This window comes from Oceanospirillum multiglobuliferum (assembly GCF_900167095.1).
In the GTDB taxonomy this organism is placed as follows: domain Bacteria; phylum Pseudomonadota; class Gammaproteobacteria; order Pseudomonadales; family Halomonadaceae; genus Oceanospirillum; species Oceanospirillum multiglobuliferum.
On record NZ_FUXG01000017.1, the window covers coordinates 39,403 to 59,239 of the forward strand.

Below are 19,837 nucleotides of genomic sequence, written 5' to 3' on the forward strand. Positions count from 1 at the left end.
CGCCCTGTCTTTTAACTCTTCAGTATTGATGGATCGATCTCTTCGACTATTTTATCCACACCCAAACCATCGGCTACGGTTTGAGCGGACAAACTTGTGTTGATCAACACCTGACCATCAATTGATGACCAAAAGTGAGTCAACTGATGACAATCTTGTGCTTCAATACTCCATGCGGCTTGAGCTGCTTGCAATTGTGCTGCGATTAACTTTTGATTATCGGCCAAAATAATCATTAGTGTAGGTAATCCTAAAGTACAGCGCTCCCAAGCAGTACTACCTGCTGCTCCAATAGCGAAGTCGGCATTCGCCATCAGTTCTGCCATGTTGCTTACCGCACTTAATACGGTAATTGAGTACTTTGAAGATGCAGCAAACTGCTGTACTTGTAAAAGGTGGGGCGCTGTTTTGCCCATTACTACGGTTATTTTACAGGCTTGATCTAAGGTACTGTTTTCCAATGCCTTTAAGACTTGACCTGTTATATTGTCTTTATCCACACCACCAAGGTTGATCAACAGTTGTTGGATAGGCTGAGCCTGTTGATATTGCTGCTGGCGACGTTGCAAACTGTAGTTGCGCCATTGTGTAAACTCTGGACGTAAGACAGCGTATTCAGCCCCTATTAATAGCTTGCAGTCGCTCGGTACATAGGTTTGATAGTCGACTGGGTTACGGCCATAGGTTTGATCTAACAGCAGTTGGCAGAGATGTTTCCGATCAGCCAGATCATCAATCACCATCAGCTTCTGATAGTAGGGCTTACAAGTCTGTTGCCAACGATAATCCAGTGCGTAGTGATCTACGACTAACCAATCTGGTTTTTCTCCTTCAAATAGTTGGATCAAAGTGGCTGAGCATTGCTCGGCATCTTGTTGCCAAGAGGCACCTAACCAGTTTGCATGGGCATTATGCTCAATCTTAGGGTCAACGGAGAAGGGCGAGGCAGCAATAGGTAACAGAGAAAGTGGAAAACCTTTACCTTCAATAACAGCACCTAGGTGGCCTAAGTGTGCGCGACAAATAAAATGACACTGATGCCCTTGTTGGCGCAGTGCCTCGGCTAAAGTCAGGCAGCGCATCACATGGCCAGAACCAATCTCTATTGATGCATCTGCACGAAAAACAATATTCATATCAACGCCGTATTATGGGAGCTCAAGTCTTGACACTGTACAAAGCAGATATAAAAAAGGCCAGCATTGAAGCACAATGCTGGCCTTGATGTAGGTTGTGCGCTTGAACTTTAGATCAGCTCAACCGCAACGGCTGTGGCTTCACCGCCACCAATGCAGAGCGACGCGATACCGCGTTTTTTGCCTTCTTGTTGCAGGGCATGCAACAGCGTAACCAATACGCGAGAGCCTGTTGAGCCAATCGGGTGACCTTGTGCGCAAGCACCACCGTAAATGTTTACTTTCTCTGCAGGAATATTCAGGCCATCAATGGCCAGCATAGTCACGATTGCAAAGGCTTCGTTGATCTCAAATAGATCAACTTCGTCAATGCTCCAGCCTGCTTTAGCCAATACTTTTTCAATAGAGCCAATGGGCGCTAAAGTGAATTCTGATGGCTGCATAGAGTTAGTGGCATGTGCCACAAAACGTGCCATTGGTTTTAGGCCGCGTTTCTCTGCTTCTGATTCGCGCATCAGGACTAACGCAGATGCACCATCAGAGATAGAGCTAGAGTTTGCGGCAGTTACGGTACCATCTTTTTTGAAGGCAGGGCGTAAGGTTGGGATTTTGTCGATATTGGCGTTGTGTGGCTGCTCATCATCTACTACCACCGTATCGCCACTGCGGCCTTTAACAGTAACAGGTGCTGTTTCTGCTTTCAGTTTACCCGCGTCAATTGCCGCCATTGCTTTGCGTAGAGAGCCAATAGCAAAGTTATCCATTGCTTCACGGGTATAGCCGCGCTCGTCAGCAATTTCTTGAGCAAAAATGCCCATCAGTTTGCCTGTGCGTGCGTCTTCTAGACCATCAAGGAACATGTGATCTTTCACTTCACCGTGGCCTAAGCGGAAGCCTGCGCGCGCCTTAGTCATTAGGTACGGTGCATTGCTCATGCTTTCCATACCACCAGCGATCATAATGTCATTGGTGCCTGCTTTAATCAGATCGTGTGCCAGCATCGCTGCTTTCATGCCTGAGCCGCACAGCTTGTTGATGGTGGTTGCACCTGTTGAAACAGGAATTTCGGCATTCATCATTGCTTGACGCGCAGGGCCTTGGCCTAAACCACCCGGCAATACACAGCCCATGATCACTTCTTGAATGTCACTTGGGGTTAGGTTAGCACGACGAATGGCATCAGCAATTGCTACGCCGCCTAGCTCAGGTGCGGTTAGGGTGCTTAGGCTACCCATCATGCCGCCCATTGGCGTACGTGCACCAGAAACAATAACTACAGCATCTTCTTTCATGATCATGACCCTTTGCAAAAGTGATTAAGCTATCGGTTTACCATTGGTTTTTTCAGTTGATTTTTGCAACTTTTATTAAGGTTTAATGCGCAAGTACTTGGCAAGTTACCTGAACGGGTAGTCATTCTATTTGACCCCCAAAGGTAGAATATGGTTAATTTGTTACAATTAATTCAAAAACCGAGCAAGCGCTAGATTTAAGATGACTCTACCCAATAATTCAAAACGACGCAAGGAACTGGTAGCTATTGCTGCGCGGCTGTTTTTCGAGCAGGGATACGAACGTACAACGGTACGTATGCTGGCAGATGCTATGGGCATTAAGTCTGGCAGCCTTTTCCATCACTTTAATGACAAACAAGAAATTCTGTGTGCCGTTATTCAAGATGGTATGGAAAGTGCCATCGAGATTGCAGACGCTGCACTGGCAGATGTTCAAGGGGCAAAAGCACGTTTTAGAGCCTTGGCACGCGCGCACTTAAGTACTTTGCTCAATGATAGAAATGCCCATGTGGTGGCCTTATATGAGTGGCGCAGTCTGTCAGAGAGTTCGCTCTCAGTATTGATTGGTATGCGTGACCATTACGAGCAACTTTGGCAGCAAGTGATCGATGAATGTGTCAAAGAAGGCGTACTTAAAGGAGATACCCCTCTGATTCGCCGTTTTACGCTTGGTGCCTTGAACTGGACTGTTCAGTGGTATGACGCAGAGGGCGAAAAAACACCTGACGATCTTGCGAATGCACTGTCTGCGCTGATCGGATTAAATTGAAATAAATCAACCAATCGCAAATATTTAAAGGCTTATCTAATCGGTAGGCCTTTTTTATTTCTGTAAAAACTCGCCTCAAGGGCTTGCACAGATCGTTGAGGATGGCTAAATTGTGATAAAACCAAGCGCTTGCTAGTTATTTTAGCAAGGGCTTTTTTTAAGGATTGATAATGACGTTAACGTAAACGTCTTTAGGCCGGTTTAAAAATAATAATTCAGGCAGTGGGCTTTCGGAGACCTTATATGATAACAACAAATCACTATGCTGCATTTGTAGCTGAGTTTTCAATGGATCAAGTGGATGCCAACTTTATCGGCAATACCACCGATGGTTACAACGCCTGTATCGAGTGTTGTGACAAGCAAGTGCTAGCCGGAAAAGGCGATGAGATTGCACTTTATTACGAAGGTTTGAACGGAAAAAGCTCAACTCATAGCTGGGCAGAGCTACAGAAAAAATCAGCGCAGTTTGCTAATTTTCTAAAATCACAGGGAGTACAGGCAGGAGATCGTATCTCTTGTATGTTACCGCGTACCCCTGAATTACTGGTGGTTGTGCTGGGCACATGGCGCATTGGTGCGGTGTATCAGCCGCTATTCACAGCATTTGGTTATGAAGCCATTGAGTATCGTATCAGCCAGTGCAGCGCTAAAGTTGTCATCACTGATGCTGACAACCGTAGCAAATTTGATCAAGTAAACAACCTGCCAACAGTGGTACAGGTTTGCGCTGATCAAGCCAATGCAGCGGCTAAAGGTGATTTACACTTTGCTAGCATTATGGCTGAGCAATCAGAAACGTTTGAGCCTGTTATTGTTGATGCAGAACAGCCTTTCTTACAGATGTTTACCTCAGGCACAGTGGGCAAATCCAAAGGGGTTGCCGTGCCTTTGAAAGCGCTACCCGCTTTCTATATGTATATGCGTTATGCCGTTGGCCTTGAGCAAAGTGATCGCTACTGGAATGTCGCGGACCCAGGTTGGGCTTATGGTCTGTATTACGCCATCACAGGTCCTCTGTGCATGGGGGTTGCAACCCACTTTAACGAGGCAGGTTTTACGCCTGAGAATACTTATGCCATGTTGGAGAAATATAAAATCACCAACTTGGCTGCTGCACCAACGGCTTATCGCATGATGATGGCCAGTGATGCTCATGAAGAGTTGAAACCCAATTTAGTTCTACGTCGTGCCAGCTCAGCGGGTGAACCTTTAAACCCTGAAGTGGTGAACTGGATCAGCGATGTGATGGGTTGTCCGGTAATGGATCACTACGGTCAAACCGAAACAGGTATGACCTGCTGTAACCATCATGCGCTTGGCCACAATGTACACATTGGTGCAATGGGGTACGCGTTACCGGGCTATCGTGTAGTGGCACTTGATGAAAACTTTAATGAAGTGAGTGCAGGTGAAGAGGGGCAGTTTGCCATTGATATGGAAAACTCTCCGGCCTTCTTCTTCCAAGGCTACACTTGGCAAGAGAAAAAACCATTCCACGGTAAGTATTATCTGACAGGGGATATGGTGTTTGAACATAAAGATGGTTGCTTCCAATTCAGTGGTCGTGATGACGATATCATCACAACCGCAGGCTATCGTGTTGGCCCTGCTGATGTTGAAAGCACAGTGCTAGAGCATGAAGCGGTTGCTGAAAGTGGCGCAGTGGGTAAACCTGATGCGAAACGTGGCCATATCATCAAATCTTACGTGGTATTGCGTAAGGGGTATGAAGCTTCTGACGCACTGGTTAAAGAGATTCAAGAGCTGGTGCGTGAGCGTCTATCAACACACGCTTTCCCTCGTGAAATTGAGTTTGTTGATCAGCTGCCTAAAACACCAAGTGGTAAAATTCAGCGCTTTATCTTGCGTAAACAAGCAGAGCAAGAAGTCGCAAGCGCATAAGCAAAACTTGAGCTTGCTTTGTTTAGATTTGATCTGATCTGGCATAGACAAGCTTAAGGTGATCTTTGAACGGCAGGGTGGTTATTTTAAGCATACTCACCCCTGCCTTCGCCCTTCATGATTTGACGATAAAGTTGAGAGATAAGCATGCAAATTTCAGGTAAAACCTTTCTAGTGACAGGCGGTAGTTCAGGTCTAGGTGAAGCGACAGCGCGTCGTTTAATCGAGCAAGGTGCTAATGTTGTGATCGCTGACATCAACAAGGCGGGCATTAAATTAGCAGCTGAACTGGGTGCTCAAGCCAGCTTTATCGTCACTGATATTACTTCAGAAGAAGATGTACAAAGTGCCGTAAATCTTGCTGTTGATACCTTTGGTGCATTAAACGGTGTTGTACATTGTGCAGGCATTGTGGTGGTACAGAAGCTTTTAGACCGTGATCTAAATCCAGCGTCTTTAGAGCTTTTCACAAAAGGTATCAATATTAACCTGATTGGTACTTTCAACGTGAACCGCCTAGCAGCACAAGCGATGGCGAAAAACACACCAGAAGCACCGGATAACGAGCGTGGCGTTATTATCAATACCGCTTCAATTGCGGCTTTTGATGGCCAAGTGGGCCAAGCCTCTTACACCGCGTCTAAAGCAGGTGTTGCGGGTATGGCACTGCCATTGGCGCGTGAATTGTCACGTCACGGTATCCGTGTGATGACACTAGCGCCGGGTGTATTTGAAACCCCAATGATGAGTGACATTCCTGATGAAGCTGTAGCGGCTTTAGGTGCAGCCGTACCTTTCCCTAAACGCCTAGGCAAACCTGCTGAGTTTGCAGCAATGGCTTGTCATATTATCGAAAACACGATGCTTAATGGTGAAGTAATCCGCCTTGATGGCGCGATTCGCATGGCTTAATCAGCGGTTCTTGAGGATATCAACAATGCATATGGCACTGACCGAAGAACAACAGATGATTCAGGATATGGCGCGTAAGTTCGCCCAAACTGAATTAGAGCCTGTTGCCGCTGAACTTGATCACACTGGTGGTCGAGAAATCCTATTAGAGAACCTCAAAAAACTCGCTGAGTTGGGTTTTATGGGGTTAAACGTAAAAGCAGAGTATGGTGGCACCGAAGCAGGTGTCGTAGCCTTCAGCTTAGCAATGACTGAAATTGCCCGTGCTTGTGCCTCTACTGCTGTCACCATGTCAGTCACCAATATGGTGGCGGAAGTGATTCAGGTGGTTGGCAACGAAGCACAGCGCCAGAAATATATTCCAAAAATTTGCAGTGGTGAATATGCCGCAGGTAGCTTCTGTTTGAGTGAAGCGAACGCAGGCTCAGATCCCTCTGCTATGCGTACCAGCGCGGTTCGTGACGGTGATGACTGGATCATCAATGGTGCGAAGCAGTGGATCAGCAGTGCAGAATACGCTGGTGTTTTTGTGGTTTGGGCTGTAACTGATAAAAATGCACCTAAAGGTAAAGGCATTAGCTGCTTCTTAGTGGATGCTGATAATCCTGGCGTTAAAATCAGCAAGGCCGAAGATAAAATGGGGCAAAAAGCCTCTGCCACCAATGAAGTACTGTTTGATAACTGCCGAGTGCCGGATTCAGCGGTAATGGGCAAGCTGAACGATGGCTTCCGTATCGCAGTTGCCGAGCTGGCTGGTGGCCGCATTGGTATTGGTTCATTGGCACTGGGTATTGGTAGTGCTGCAATGGACTATGCTGCGCGTTACACCAAAGAGCGTCAGCAGTTTAATCAGCCGTTATCGAACTTCCAAGGTTTACAGTGGATGATGGCAGACCATTACACTGAGCTTGAAGCTGCGCGCTTACTGCTGATGAATGCTGCTTGGAAAAAAGAACAAGGTTTACCTTTTGCCAAAGAAGCTTCAATGGCAAAGCTTTACGCCTCTGAAAAAGCTAACACCGCCTGTTACAGCGCATTACAGCTGATGGGTGGTAATGGTTATGTGAAGGAGTATCCGCTAGAGCGTTTTGCGCGCGATGTACGTGTGACTTCTATTTATGAAGGTACTAGCGAAATTCAACGTGTGATCATCGCCCGTGAGATTTTGCGCGAACTGGACTAAACGTTTTCCTCTATTGTGCCTGATAGACTTTGGCGCTGCTTTTGCAGCGCTTTTTTTATGCCTAAACGAAAGCCTTGGTAAAAGCGGCAATCCCCTTCCGCTTGAGCTTTTTATCTAGATCTCATGTTTCTATCTACCTTGATTTTAAAGGCTTTTTTATATTGGCATGTATTTTGTATATATAAGTCTAAAGTTAATGGTGGGGCAGATCATGACCGCAATCAGTTTCAAAAATGCACTAGGTATTCATCCTGAGGCCTTAAATGTTCGCAGTCAGCGTTCAGAGATATTGGCGAACAATATCGCAAACTCAGATACACCGGGTTTTAAAGCTCGTGATCTGGATTTTCAGGGGATCTTACGTGGTGAGTATGAGAAACGTGATCGTATGGAATTGAATCGTACCAGCCATCGGCATATTCCGGCAGAAGCTGTCAGCATGGAAAGTGGCTTGAAGTATCGAGTGCCATTACAACCTTCCATTGATGGCAATACCGTCGAAACCGATATTGAGCAGGCACAATATGCCCGTAACGCTCTTGAATTTCAGTCTAGTTTTACCTTTTTGAACAGCAAGTTCAAAGGTCTAACTAAAGCGCTGAGGAGTGAATAATTATGTCATTGGGTAAAGTTTTTAATATCGCTGGTAGTGGTATGAGTGCTCAAACCCTGCGTTTGAACACCACCGCCAGTAACATGGCAAATGCTGAAAGTGTGAGCAGTAGTGTGGATCAAACCTACCGAGCACGTAAGGCGGTATTTGCACCTATGCTAGAGAACTATAAGTCAGGCGAGCCGGGCACCCCTGTAACCAGCTTTGACCCACGTGATACCGCGGGCGAAGGTGTTCAGGTGCTGGGTATTGTTGAGAGTGATGCGCCGTTACAGCGCCGTTACCAGCCTGATCACCCAATGGCAAATGAAGAAGGCTATGTGTTTTACCCGAATGTGAACGTCGTGGAAGAGATGACAGATATGTTGTCTGCTTCACGTTCATTTCAGACTAACGTTGAAGTCATGAATACCGCTAAGCAGATGATGCAGCGTGTATTGACGTTGGGTCAGTAATAGGCGAGGTGGCAGATCATGACAGATATTAATACTAGCGGTGACTTTTGGGCTAAGTATGGCGTTGATGCTAAGAAGGCAACGGCCAAAGCGACCAGTGACCCAGGCGCAATGGGTAAAACAGAGTTTTTAGAGTTGATGATGGCACAGCTTAAAAACCAAGACCCAATTAGTCCACAAGGTAATACTGAATTTATCGCGCAGATGGCGCAGTTTTCTATGGTTGAAGGTATTCAAAACCTTAATCAGTCAAATGACAGCCTGGTGAACTCGTTTAAGTCGAGTCAAGCACTGCAAGCCTCAGCTTTGGTTGGGCGCAAAGTTCAAATTGAAGGCAGTGCCGCTATGGCTAAAGAAGGTGAGGGTATGTCGGGCTCCCTGTCTTTGCCTGAAGGCAGCCGTGATGTTGTGGCGCATATTTTAGATTCGACAGGGCAAGTCGTTAAGACGTTGGATTTGAGTGACTATCAGACTTCTGATGGCCGCTATCCTGCAGGAAAAGTACCTTTCGAGTGGAATGGGCTAGATGCGCAGGGGCAGCCAGCAGCAGCAGGTACTTACTCTATTTCAGCCTCTGCGGCGGTTAATGGTAACGCAACAGGCTTAGCTTCAAGTGTTAACGTCAATGTTGATAGCGTGACAATGGGGACAGGTGGTCAGATTACATTAAATCTAGCCGGTCACGGTTCTATCGGCTTAGCTGATGTACAAGAGTTTCACTGATTAAGGTTTCAAGGAGATAGATAATGGCAGCATTTAGCGTAGGTGTTTCAGGTCTGCAAGCGGCAAATAGAAGCCTTGAAACAATCGGTAACAACGTGGCAAACGCCAGTACTGTTGGCTTTAAACAATCTCGGGTTGAGTTTGCGGATATCTATGCCAAGGGTGGCTTAATGTCTGGTCAGGCTCAGCCCGGTCACGGGGTAAAAGTTGCTGATATTTCGCAGCAATTTACCCAAGGCGGCACTTCGTTTACGCAAAATAGCCTTGATATGGCGATTGATGGCAACGGTTTCTTCATTGTTAAAAATAACGGCATGGATACTTATACCCGTGCTGGTACTTTTGGCATGGATAAAAGTGGTTACGTTGTTACCAATGAAGGTAATCGAGTACAAGGTTTTCCGGCATCCGTGAACGGTGATTCTATTCAAGTTGGTGCCATTAGTGATCTTTATATTCCTGTGGCGAATATTGAGCCTAAAGCGACCTCTGCTGTTGATATTTCATTTAATTTGGATTCGCGCAAAGAGCCACCAAGTAATTATGTGTTTGATGAAAATGACTCAGATACATACACTCATCTTTACCCAGCGGTTATTTATGATTCGCTAGGTAACTCGCATACGCTGACACAGTATTTTGTTAAGCAACCACCTTATCAGCCAGAGTACGGTGATCAATCTCGCGCCTTACAAGCGATGATTGGTTTTGCTCGCTTTGGCAATAATGTGCTAGACGATACGCAAGGTGGCAAAGGCTTTGTTGGTGATTCCAACCAGAATGCAGCGCTGACACTTGATAGCGACATTACAGCGATCTTAAGTAAAGGCGGCTTTAATGGTGTGACCGTGAACGCTGATGGTAGTGGTTCTTTTAACACATCAGTATATGGCGACACAGATGGCAATGCGGCAACAAATGACCCTATTGCCAATGCTGACTACGATGATTTAAGTGCTACAGATGCTCAGCGAGCGGCTCAGTTACAGAACATTCACGATACACTGAAAAACTTAATCAGCTCTGAATCTGGACGTACTAAAGAGTATTACCAAGCGGCTTATGATTCACTCACAGACTACCTGCCAAGCCTGACATCAAACTCTGTTGGTGGTGCTGACAAGGAGGTATTCGACGGCGCTATCGCGGCTCTTGAGGGCAGTTCATCTCTTAGTGGTAAGAATATTGCCTATGGCAATATTGATGCAATATCTGGTATTGCCAGAAGCAAACTGTTGAATGCAGCTACTGTTACAGATCCACTAAAAGAATCAATTAAAGCCAATAATGTAGACCCTGCTGGCTTTACAGGTGGCCCTGCGGATGTGGAAGCTTTTGTGGCGGATATGAAGTCGGCATTAACCGCGTTGATGAATGGCACTGTAATGCCAGCTGCGACCAGTACCTTATGGGATAATAATTCAGACTTCTTCATTAATCCGAATCCAACTGCAGAAGAGCAAGGCACTTATAAATTGGCATTAGATGCCTTGAATGAGCTGACAGTGAACTATGACGAAGGCGGTGCGGTCAGTGCGTCTGCCGTTGTGGATACTTTGTCTGCTTTAGAATCTGAAAGCTCTGATAACCGCTGGCAGATGCACGCCTTTGTTGATGGTGAGCGCGTAACGGATGGCAATACTAATAGCCCTGATTACTTCTCTTTCAACTTTACAGAGTTTGGTGCTTTAGCAGAGCCTCTGCCGAAAATTACCATTAAAGATTGGACGCCACGGGATACTGGTTTGAACCAGAACGGTTCTAAAGATCCACAAGAGTTTACAATTGACTTAGCAGGCACTACTCAGTTTGCTGGTGCATTTGGTGCAACAGCACTGAAGCAAGATGGTTATGCTACAGGTGAGCTAGCAGGTATTGACGTTGATAAAACAGGTGTAATGAATGCCCGTTACACTAACGGCACCACGCGCCTAGTTGGTCAAGTGGCTATTGCGACCTTCCGTAATGAGCAGGGCTTAACGCCAATTGGTGGTACAGCATGGCGTCAATCAAATGATTCAGGCGACCCTGTTGTGAATGCACCAGGTGTGAGTGTGGCTGGTAATATCCAGTCTAAAGCTTTAGAGGATTCGAACGTCGACTTGTCTCAAGAGCTTGTGAAAATGATTCTGGCGCAGCGTGATTATCAAGCGAACGCTAAGACTATTCAAACCGCAGATACAGTCACTCAAACGATCATTAATCTACGATAATTATTGACTATTTTTTGTTTTGGCATAGGGCTTGCATTTACTTAGGTAGATGCAAGCCCTTTTCCGTTTTGTCGTGAAAAAGCGGCAACCGGAAACCTGCTTAAGGCAAATTGAGGTCAATATTATGGATAAAGCGCTTTATATCGCGATGACCGGCGCCAAAAATAACATGCTGGCGCAAACGGCTCGTGCCAATAACTTGGCGAATGCTAATACCACGGGTTTTAAAGCTGATTATGAACAGGCTCGTGCGATGCCTGTTTTTGGCGAATCCTTTCCCACTCGAGCTTTTTCTTTAAGTGAGCGCCCCGCTACTAATATGGATGGTGGTGCCTTTATTGAAACAGGCCGCTCTCTGGATATTGCCATTCAGGGCGATGGCTGGATTGCGGTTCAGTCGCCGACAGGTGATGAAGCTTATACCCGATCGGGAGAGCTGTTAATGGATGCCAACGGTGTATTAAGAACCGGCAAAGGTTTAGCTGTGATGGGCGAGGGCGGCCCTATTGTTATTCCACCAGCGGCACATGTTGAAATCGGTGTTGACGGCGTCATCACGGTTCAGCCTTTAGGCGCTGCACCGAATGAGCTGGCACAAGTTGACCGAATTAAGTTGGTTAACCCTGAAAAAGCCACTTTAGAAAAGAGTTTAGATGGCTTGATGCGTTTGCGAGATGGCCAGCCTGCACCTGCGGATGCCAATGTGCGGGTTGAGTCAGGCTTTTTAGAAGCCAGTAATGTGAATGGCGCAGAAGAGCTGATACACATTTTGTCGTTAACACGTCAGTACGAAATGCAAACCAAAATGATGAAAACCATTGATGAAAACTCAGCCGCAGCAGCTTCCATTATGCGTATGGGCTAATCGCTAGCGCCTTGAGTCAGTCGAATAATGATAGGTATTAGGGGATAAGATCATGCATGCAGCATTGTGGGTAAGTAAAACGGGTTTGAGTGCACAGGATACTCAGCTACGAGTTGTTTCAAACAACTTAGCAAACGTGAGTACCGTTGGCTTCAAAAAAGAGCGGGCAATTTTCCAAGACTTGCTATATCAGCAAGTGCGCCAGCCAGGCTCTCAATCATCTTTGAATACTCAGCTACCATCCGGTTTGCAACTGGGTACGGGTGTGCGTACAGTTGCCACGCAAAAAATGCATACCGATAGCAGTTTGCAGGTTACTGAGCAGCCTTTGGATATGGCGATTGATGGTCGTGGTTTTTTCCAAATTCAGATGCCAGACGGTACTTTGGCTTATAGCCGAAATGGTCAGTTTCAATTGAACTCTGAAGGGCAAATCGTCAACGCACAGGGCTTCTTGTTAGAGCCGGAAATTCAGGTGCCAGCGAATGCCCAGTCGGTCAGTATCAGTCGTGATGGTATTGTGTCGGTACGCTTGCCGGGTGAAACGGCAGAAAATGAAATTGGTCAAATCACAGTGGCAGACTTTGTAAACCCTGCGGGTTTAGAATCTTTTGGTGGTAACTTGTATCGCCAAACAGGCGCCTCAGGTGAGCCGATTGTTGATGTGCCGGGAAATGAAGGTATTGGTACAACCGAGCAAGGTATGCTTGAAAACTCAAACGTTAACGCGGTAGAAGAGTTGGTGAATATGATTTCAACTCAGCGTGCGTATGAGATGAACTCGAAGGTTGTGTCCACAGCAGACTCTATGTTGCGTAACTTGACGCAGACACTTTAAGTCTTGATTTAATTTGAACTTCATCTAAGTTAAGCCTGCTTAGGCTTAACTGCGATAGGGTAGGAACAGATTATGTTGCAGTTTAAACGCGTTATGGTTTTGGGACTATTTTTGGCATTGGCGGGATGTCAGAAAGAATCAATGGTTAAACCGGATGACCCTTTTTATGCTCCGGTGCAGCCTAGCCATATTGCACCGCCACCTGCAGCAAATGGTTCACTGTATCAACAGAATTACAGTATGACGCTGTATGGTGATCGTAAAGCTTACCGAGTAGGTGACGTGATCACCATCATGCTGACGGAAACCACAAAGTCGAAAAAGTCGACTAATGCGGCGCTGTCAAAGTCAAACTCAGCGACCATAGCTAACCCTACTATTTTGGGGCAGCAGCCATTTAATTTAGAGACTTCTATTGAAAATGACACTGCATTTTCTGGTAAAGGTTCAACAGGGCAAAGTAATAGCTTACAAGGCAGCATCACAGTAACTGTGCATCAGCTTTACCCTAATGGTTTGATGTTTGTAAAAGGTGAAAAGTGGCTGAACCTAACCAATGGCTCTGAAGTGATTCGAGTGAGTGGTTTGTTACGCCCTGAGGATGTTTCACCAGAGAATACTGCACTATCTACCAAGTTAGCTGATGCTCGTTTAACTTACAGTGGTACAGGTGATCTAGCGGATACAACCAGTCAAGGTTGGTTAACCCGATTCTTCAACAGTGGTTGGTGGCCTTTTTAGGCGCTTGTCCGCAGGAGTGTAAAGTATGTTGCGCAGAATTTTACTAGTCGTTGCCGTTTTTTGGTCAACTTTTGCCAGTGCAGAGCGCCTAAAAGATATTACCAATGTTGATGGTGTACGTTCGAATCAATTAATTGGTTATGGCTTGATCGTAGGTTTAAGTGGTACTGGTGACAAAGCACCTTTCACCAACCAAACTTTTGCCAACATGATGAACCAGTTCGGTATCACGTTGCCAGCGGGTGTTGATCCTAAGTCAAAGAATATCGCAGCGGTAACTGTTCATGCAGAGCTGCCACCCTTTGTTAAACCGGGTCAGCAAATTGATATTACCGTTTCTTCGATTGGTAATGCATCAAGCCTTCGTGGTGGTACATTGCTGATGACACCGTTAAAAGGTGCTGATGGCAACACTTATGCTGTGGCTCAAGGTAGCTTGGTTGTGGGTGGTTTAGGTGCTGAAGGCGCAGACGGTTCGCGTGTACAAGTTAACGTACCAAGTGTTGGTCGTATTCCTAACGGTGCCAGTGTTGAACGTACGGTTGCTCATAACTTTTATGGCGGTGACAGTATTACATTTAATTTGCACCGAGCTGATTTTACAACAGCCAAGCGTGTTGCCGAGCGTATCAACGAAGTGCTAGGTGGCGGCATTGCCGAGGCCTATGATGCTGTTTCTATTCGTGTGCGTGCGCCGCGTGATCCCTCTCAGCGTGTAAGCTACTTATCTGTTTTAGAGAATCTTGAGGTGCAGCCGGGAGAAGAGTCGGCCAAAATCATTATTAACTCACGCACAGGCACTATTGTGATTGGGCAAAATGTACGAGTTGCGCCAGCTGCGGTCACTCATGGTAGTTTAACCGTTACGATCCAAGAAGCGCCGCAAGTGGTTCAGCCTAATCCTCTAGCAGGCGGTGATACAGCTGTTCAGCAAAGCACGGCCATTGATATTCAGGTTGATGATTCTACGATGTTTAAGTTTGCGCCTGGCGTGACCTTAGACGAAATTGTACGGGCTGTTAACCAAGTAGGTGCTGCACCTGGCGATTTAATGGCAATCTTAGAAGCCTTAAAGCAAGCAGGTGCATTAAAAGCGGAGTTGGTTGTGATCTAGTTTCTTTTTTCTCTACTAAAATTCATCGCACAGAAAGCGCCCGTTGGGCGCTTTTTTGTTTTTGGGCATTAATCTTGCTTATCTCAATGTAATTAGCAATCCACTAAGGATTGTTTGCCGTTCCCACTTATGACTATGCAACTTAGGGAACAGTAAAAACAGATTAAACGAGGCACCCAAATAATGATGAACAGTTCAATGGTAAACGGCAGGTATGATCAGGCGCGAGTGGCGACTGATTTACAGGGGCTTGAGTCTTTGAAAAAAGGTGCCCGTGACGATGACCCTGAAGCGCTGAAAGAGGTCGCTCGTCAGTTCGAAGCGATGATGGTTCAAATGATTATGAAAAATGCTCGTCAATCTAATGAGATGTTATCTAAAGACGGCATTTTTGACAGCGAACAAGTACGTTTCTATCAGCAAATGTTCGATGAGCAGATGAGTATGTCGATCACTAAAGGTGGCACCTTTGGTTTGGCTGATGTATTGGTTCGTCAATTGAGTAAGCAGTATGGCATAGATGTTGCAGAAGATAGTGCAAAGGCAAGTACGGTAAAGGGTCATACAGAAGGTAATCTTGAGGGTACAAAGAGAGCGGTAGCGCCAACCTCCATACAGGAGATGCTACAACGAGGCAGCCGTTTTCCAGCATCAAGATTTGACCCAGAAGTAATGCAGCAGTGGCGGGAGAAGTTTGCCGCTGAACGGGCAGAGAAACGGCAAGCGTTAGCCGAAGCTGAAAAGTTAGAGCAAGGTTTCTCTTCACCAGAAGAGTTTGTACAAACCTTGTTGCCAGCCGCTGAAAAAGCAGCAAAAGCCTTGGGCGTTAAGCCTGAAGTGATGTTAGCGCAAGCAGCACTGGAAACAGGCTGGGGACGTTACATGATTCGTAACGAAGATGGCAAAAACAGCTTTAACTTATTCGGCATCAAAGCTGATAGCCGTTGGCAGGGTGAGAAAGCGGTGGTTTCAACCTTAGAGTATCGAGGTGGTGAGGCCAAGAAAGAAAAAGCGGCTTTCCGAGCGTACGACAATTACGAACAAAGTCTGAATGACTACGCTTCGTTTTTAAAGTCGAACCCTCGTTACACCCAAGCGCTGAATAAGGCACAAGACCCTGTTGCATTTACCAAAGGCTTGCAAAATGCTGGATACGCAACTGATCCAGCTTATGCCCAGAAAATTCAACGTATTCTCAGCAGTCCAACTATGCAGTTGGCGCTGTCGAGCTCAGGCAACCAAGGATAGCGATTGGCGTTAAGCCTGATGCTTAGAGAGAGGAGAGCAAAAAATGTCAGAACTGATCAAAATTGGTAGCACAGGTGTTCGCGTTAACCAAAACAATCTTGGTGTAACCGGCCACAATATCGCTAACGTTGATACCGACGGTTATAGCCGCCAAGACGCTATCCAAGCGACGAATCCTTCTATCTCAATGGGGAATGGTCACTTTGGTCAGGGCGCACGTACTGACACTGTTCGTCGAATCGTAGATGAGTTCATGGTGACTCAATTGCGTAATGACACCAGTCTGGCAAAAGAGCGTGAGATGATGCTGGGCTATGCCAAACAGCTTGATAACTTGCTGTCTGATGCTGATTCCTCTCCAGGTAATGCGCTGAATGAATTCTTCGCAGCCATGCAATCTTTGGCTGACGACCCTAACAACATGCCATTGCGTAATATGGTGTTAGCGCAAGGTGATGCACTGTCTCAGCGTTTTAACCTGATGCAAGAACGGTTTGATGATATGCAAACCAGTGTCAACGTGCAGCTTAAAGGCACGGTTTCTGAAATTAATCGTATTTCTTCTAATATTGCAGAGCTTAACACTGCAATCATAGAAGCAGAGGGCAGCAACGGCCTGCCTGCAAATGACCTGCGTGATGCGCGAGATGAGCAGCTGCGTAGTTTAAGTGAGTATGTGGATGTTAGCTTAACTAAAGTTGCTGATGGCACTTACTCTGTCTTTATCGGTGAAGGCTTTCCGCTAGTTGTTAACAACAAAAACTATGAGCTTTCTGCAGAGCCTCTGAGCTCTGATATCCAGAGACTTGGCATCGTGTTTAACGATGTCAAAGGCGACAAAGATGTTACCAAATTAATCCGTGGTGGCGAGCTGGGCGGTATGTTGAAGTTTCGTGACAAACTACTGTCTGATGCCCAAAACCAAATTGGCCGCTTGGCACTGACTATTGGTGATACTTTCAACGCCCAGCATAAGTTGGGCATTGATTTGAACAACCAGATCGGCGGTGACTTCTTCCGTGATGTGAATGAGCTTGAACTGATGGAGGGGCGTGTATCCGCTTATCGTGATAATAGCCCAAGTACCAATATTCGTTTTAGCGTAGAAATTACAGACACTAAAGCATTAACAGACAAAGATTATGTCTTAAAGGCGATCAGTGGTGACACCTTTTCGATTGTTGATGCAGAGGGTAACCCTGTACGTTTTCAGAAAAATACCACACCGGTGACTTACAGCAACACAGTCACACTTGCTGAATTGAACCGAAACGATGGTGTGAGTGATGAGCTAAAAATCACGGTTGATGGTTTTGATCTATACCTTTCTTCTGATGCAGCAAAGCGTGTGGCAAAGGGCGACCAGTTTCTGATTCAGCCTGCTCGCTACGCAGCGGGTCAGATAGAGAGAGATATCACCAGCCCAGAAGAGCTTGCGATTGCTTCACCTTTACGCTTTGAACCACATCTAGCCAACACAGGCTCTGGTGAGCTACGTAGTTTAGTTGCGGCAGAAACATTCCGCTCTAACTCAGTAGATCCAACCTTTAGCCCTAATAGCGCAGCTGCAGGCGACTACGCTTTTATTGATCAGCTTGATGGTACGTTCAAAATGTATCAGGGCGGCAGCGTCCAGTCTTTACCTCAAGGGTTGTCGGTCAGCTATACCGCCATTAATGCGACCAACGATGTTTTAACTTATGAAGTGCGTGACCCTAACACAAATACTGTGCTGCATACGGGAACTTATACCCAAGGGGTTGAGCAAGACATGCTGCCTGCTGACTGGGGTATTCAATTCCGTCTAGGAGGTAATCCTGTCGTTGGTGATAGCTTTAAAGTGAACTTTAATACAGACGGTTTTGGTGACAACAGCAACGCGCTTCGTTTAACAGCGTTGCAAGGTGAGCCAACGCTTAAAGGTGATATGAGCTATCAAGATGCCTATGCACACACTACCGAAATGGTAGGTACGACAACGGCAGAGGCTAAAATTACAGCACAGTCTGGCGCGGCCATTCTGTCTCAAACCAAAAATCTGCGCGATAGCGTGTCAGGTGTGAACTTAGATGAAGAAGCAGCCAACTTAGTGCGCTTCCAACAAGCTTACAACGCCTCATCACAACTGATTAGCACCGCTAAACAACTGTTTGACACTTTGCTGGCCGCAGTAAGGTAAGGAGATAAAATCATGCGTTTATCCACTTCAATGATGAGCCATAACAGCATCACAGGGATGTTGAGAAAGCAAACAGAGCTGGCGAATACCTCTAATCAAATGGGATCAGGTAAGCGAGTGTTGTCACCTTCTGATGACCCTATTGCAAGCTCAATGGCGTTTAACGCCAAGAACAAATTGGCTGATATTACTCAGTATGGCAAAAATATCGACTACAGCCGTAAGAGTATGCAAACCACAGAGAGCACACTTGGTCATATTCATGATCGTTTGCAACGTGTGCGCCAGTTGGCGATTCAGGCTAACAGTGATGCTATTGGTATAGATGGTCGAAAAACCATTGGTTTAGAGATTAAAGAGATTACAGGCCAGTTAGCAAAAATGATGAACACCCGAGATGAATCGGGTAACTATATTTTTGCCGGTAGTAAAGTGACAAAAGAACCATTTGCTCAGCAAAATGATGGTAGCTATCTATATCAAGGTGATAACACTGAGCGTAAGCTGCAAATTTCTGACACAGCTTTTGTATCACCATTTGTTTCAGGTACTTCAGTCTTTACCAATATTGATAGCTCAGCAGGTGTACGTAGTTATGCGGGTAAGGACAATAGTTCAACAGAAACTATTGTTAGCGCGGGCAGCCCAGGCTTTTTAAGTGCTGAAAAGATCGGTGAGTATAATATTGAGTTTGACGGTACAAACTGGCAAATCACATCGCCTCATGGACAGTCACTAACAGACTTTAACTCAAATGGAACTTCAGACCTATCAGATCTAGCTGACTATATTAATCAAGATGGTGGCAATATTACATTAACGCCACCTGCTGCTCCTGCACCTCAGGCTGGGGATAAGTTCACTGTGGTATTTGATAATGCCAAAGAAGACTTACTGACAGGCATGCAGCGTTTTGAGCGGGCATTAAGCGGCTTTGATGAAGAAAAATATCAAAGAGATACCTTAAATGATGTGATTGCAAAAGCTGACAGATGGCTAGAAAGTGTTGCTGATGCGCGTTCGACCATAGGTACACGCCGGAATGGCATGGATACCATAAAAGGCAATAATGAAGATTTGCAGTTGTACCTAAAAGAGAATGTCTCAAGTCTAGAAGACTTAGACTACGCAGAAGCAACAGGACGCTTTGTGCTACAGCAAACAGCATTGTCTGCTTCGCAACAAACTTTCTCAAAAATATCTCAGCTGTCATTGTTCAACTATATCCGTTAATAATGCTAGAACAGCTTGTTTAATTATCTGAAACCAGTGTCAGCAATGGCACTGGTTTTTTTGTCTCTCCTTTAAGAAGCCTTTCAGCGCTTTCAACCTCGGCTTTGTTTTAGTGTTACAGCGACCAAGTAATGTCTTGCCGCCTTTTAAGTGTTTTTGATTTAAGAGAGGCGAATTAATCCAATATTCTCAATTCAGCTTATAGGGCAAGTTCTTGCCGAAGCGGGTTACGGTAGTGGATAAGGCTTTAATTAGATTATTTGATTTCTTATGGTGGTTTTCTTTTATCTTGCTGATTTATAACAGCTTTTAAATATTGGTACGTATTATGCAGTGTTGATGACAAATCAATACAGCAGGTGTGAACCAAGACGTTTACCCGCTGAAAGTGAAAAACACTGCACGGCTTTGCCAT

The 19,837-nt window shown here is 45.7% G+C and carries 17 protein-coding genes; 15 read left to right on the plus strand and 2 right to left on the minus strand.

All coding sequences use genetic code 11. The features are described 5' to 3' along the window. Positions 1–11: 11 nt before the first annotated feature. Together pseG and B5D26_RS11930 are read right to left on the minus strand one after the other, a co-directional pair. Positions 12–1,136: a UDP-2,4-diacetamido-2,4,6-trideoxy-beta-L-altropyranose hydrolase gene (gene pseG, locus B5D26_RS11925; protein ID WP_078745958.1), complete on the minus strand. Its 1,125-nt coding sequence runs from the start codon at positions 1,134–1,136 to the stop codon at positions 12–14. Between the two features lie 110 nt (positions 1,137–1,246). Next, positions 1,247–2,428 carry an acetyl-CoA C-acyltransferase gene (locus B5D26_RS11930; protein ID WP_078745959.1) on the minus strand — a complete coding sequence of 394 codons (1,182 nt, stop codon included), beginning with the start codon at positions 2,426–2,428 and terminating at the stop codon, positions 1,247–1,249. A 202-nt stretch (positions 2,429–2,630) separates the two neighbouring features. Between B5D26_RS11930 and B5D26_RS11935 the strand changes: the two genes are divergently transcribed. The 15 genes from B5D26_RS11935 to flgL all read left to right on the plus strand — a co-directional run bounded on the left by B5D26_RS11935 (position 2,631) and on the right by flgL (position 19,422). After that, positions 2,631–3,200, plus strand: coding sequence for a TetR/AcrR family transcriptional regulator (locus tag B5D26_RS11935; protein WP_078745960.1), 570 nt, complete (start codon positions 2,631–2,633; stop codon positions 3,198–3,200). Between the two features lie 243 nt (positions 3,201–3,443). Further along, entirely contained in the window at positions 3,444–5,105 is a 1,662-nt protein-coding gene (locus B5D26_RS11940; RefSeq protein WP_078745961.1) for an AMP-binding protein, read from the plus strand. Positions 5,106–5,252: 147 nt separating this feature from the next. After that, positions 5,253–6,017 (plus strand): 3-hydroxyacyl-CoA dehydrogenase, encoded by a 765-nt coding sequence (locus B5D26_RS11945; RefSeq protein ID WP_078745962.1) that lies wholly within the window; start codon positions 5,253–5,255, stop codon positions 6,015–6,017. Between the two features lie 25 nt (positions 6,018–6,042). Beyond that, positions 6,043–7,200 (plus strand): acyl-CoA dehydrogenase family protein, encoded by a 1,158-nt coding sequence (locus tag B5D26_RS11950; RefSeq protein WP_078745963.1) that lies wholly within the window; start codon positions 6,043–6,045, stop codon positions 7,198–7,200. A 211-nt stretch (positions 7,201–7,411) separates the two neighbouring features. After that, a complete protein-coding gene (gene flgB, locus B5D26_RS11955; protein ID WP_078745964.1) occupies positions 7,412–7,813 on the plus strand; it encodes a flagellar basal body rod protein FlgB in 402 nt (133 codons plus the stop codon). Positions 7,814–7,815: 2 nt separating this feature from the next. Next, entirely contained in the window at positions 7,816–8,268 is a 453-nt protein-coding gene (gene flgC, locus B5D26_RS11960) for a flagellar basal body rod protein FlgC (RefSeq protein ID WP_078745965.1), read from the plus strand. An 18-nt stretch (positions 8,269–8,286) separates the two neighbouring features. Continuing rightward, the gene (locus B5D26_RS11965; protein ID WP_078745966.1) at positions 8,287–8,991 is read left to right on the plus strand and encodes a flagellar hook assembly protein FlgD; all 705 of its coding nucleotides are present in this window, start codon (positions 8,287–8,289) and stop codon (positions 8,989–8,991) included. Between the two features lie 23 nt (positions 8,992–9,014). Beyond that, on the plus strand, positions 9,015–11,204 hold the full coding sequence (locus tag B5D26_RS11970; RefSeq protein WP_078745967.1) for a flagellar hook-basal body complex protein: 2,190 nt from the start codon (positions 9,015–9,017) through the stop codon (positions 11,202–11,204). A 124-nt stretch (positions 11,205–11,328) separates the two neighbouring features. Next, positions 11,329–12,069 carry a flagellar basal body rod protein FlgF gene (locus tag B5D26_RS11975; RefSeq protein ID WP_078745974.1) on the plus strand — a complete coding sequence of 247 codons (741 nt, stop codon included), beginning with the start codon at positions 11,329–11,331 and terminating at the stop codon, positions 12,067–12,069. 52 nt (positions 12,070–12,121) lie between these two features. Next, positions 12,122–12,907: a flagellar basal-body rod protein FlgG gene (gene flgG / locus B5D26_RS11980; RefSeq protein WP_078745968.1), complete on the plus strand. Its 786-nt coding sequence runs from the start codon at positions 12,122–12,124 to the stop codon at positions 12,905–12,907. Positions 12,908–12,979: 72 nt separating this feature from the next. Then, positions 12,980–13,648, plus strand: a complete 669-nt coding sequence (gene flgH / locus B5D26_RS11985) for a flagellar basal body L-ring protein FlgH (RefSeq protein WP_078745969.1) — start codon at positions 12,980–12,982, stop codon at positions 13,646–13,648. A 25-nt stretch (positions 13,649–13,673) separates the two neighbouring features. Next, a complete protein-coding gene (locus tag B5D26_RS11990; RefSeq protein WP_078745970.1) occupies positions 13,674–14,762 on the plus strand; it encodes a flagellar basal body P-ring protein FlgI in 1,089 nt (362 codons plus the stop codon). A gap of 183 nt (positions 14,763–14,945) precedes the next feature. Next, a complete protein-coding gene (flgJ, locus tag B5D26_RS11995) occupies positions 14,946–16,010 on the plus strand; it encodes a flagellar assembly peptidoglycan hydrolase FlgJ (protein ID WP_078745971.1) in 1,065 nt (354 codons plus the stop codon). A gap of 43 nt (positions 16,011–16,053) precedes the next feature. Further along, positions 16,054–18,189 (plus strand): flagellar hook-associated protein FlgK, encoded by a 2,136-nt coding sequence (gene flgK / locus B5D26_RS12000; protein ID WP_078745972.1) that lies wholly within the window; start codon positions 16,054–16,056, stop codon positions 18,187–18,189. Positions 18,190–18,201: 12 nt separating this feature from the next. Next, a complete protein-coding gene (flgL, locus tag B5D26_RS12005; RefSeq protein ID WP_078745973.1) occupies positions 18,202–19,422 on the plus strand; it encodes a flagellar hook-associated protein FlgL in 1,221 nt (406 codons plus the stop codon). Positions 19,423–19,837 lie beyond the last annotated feature (415 nt).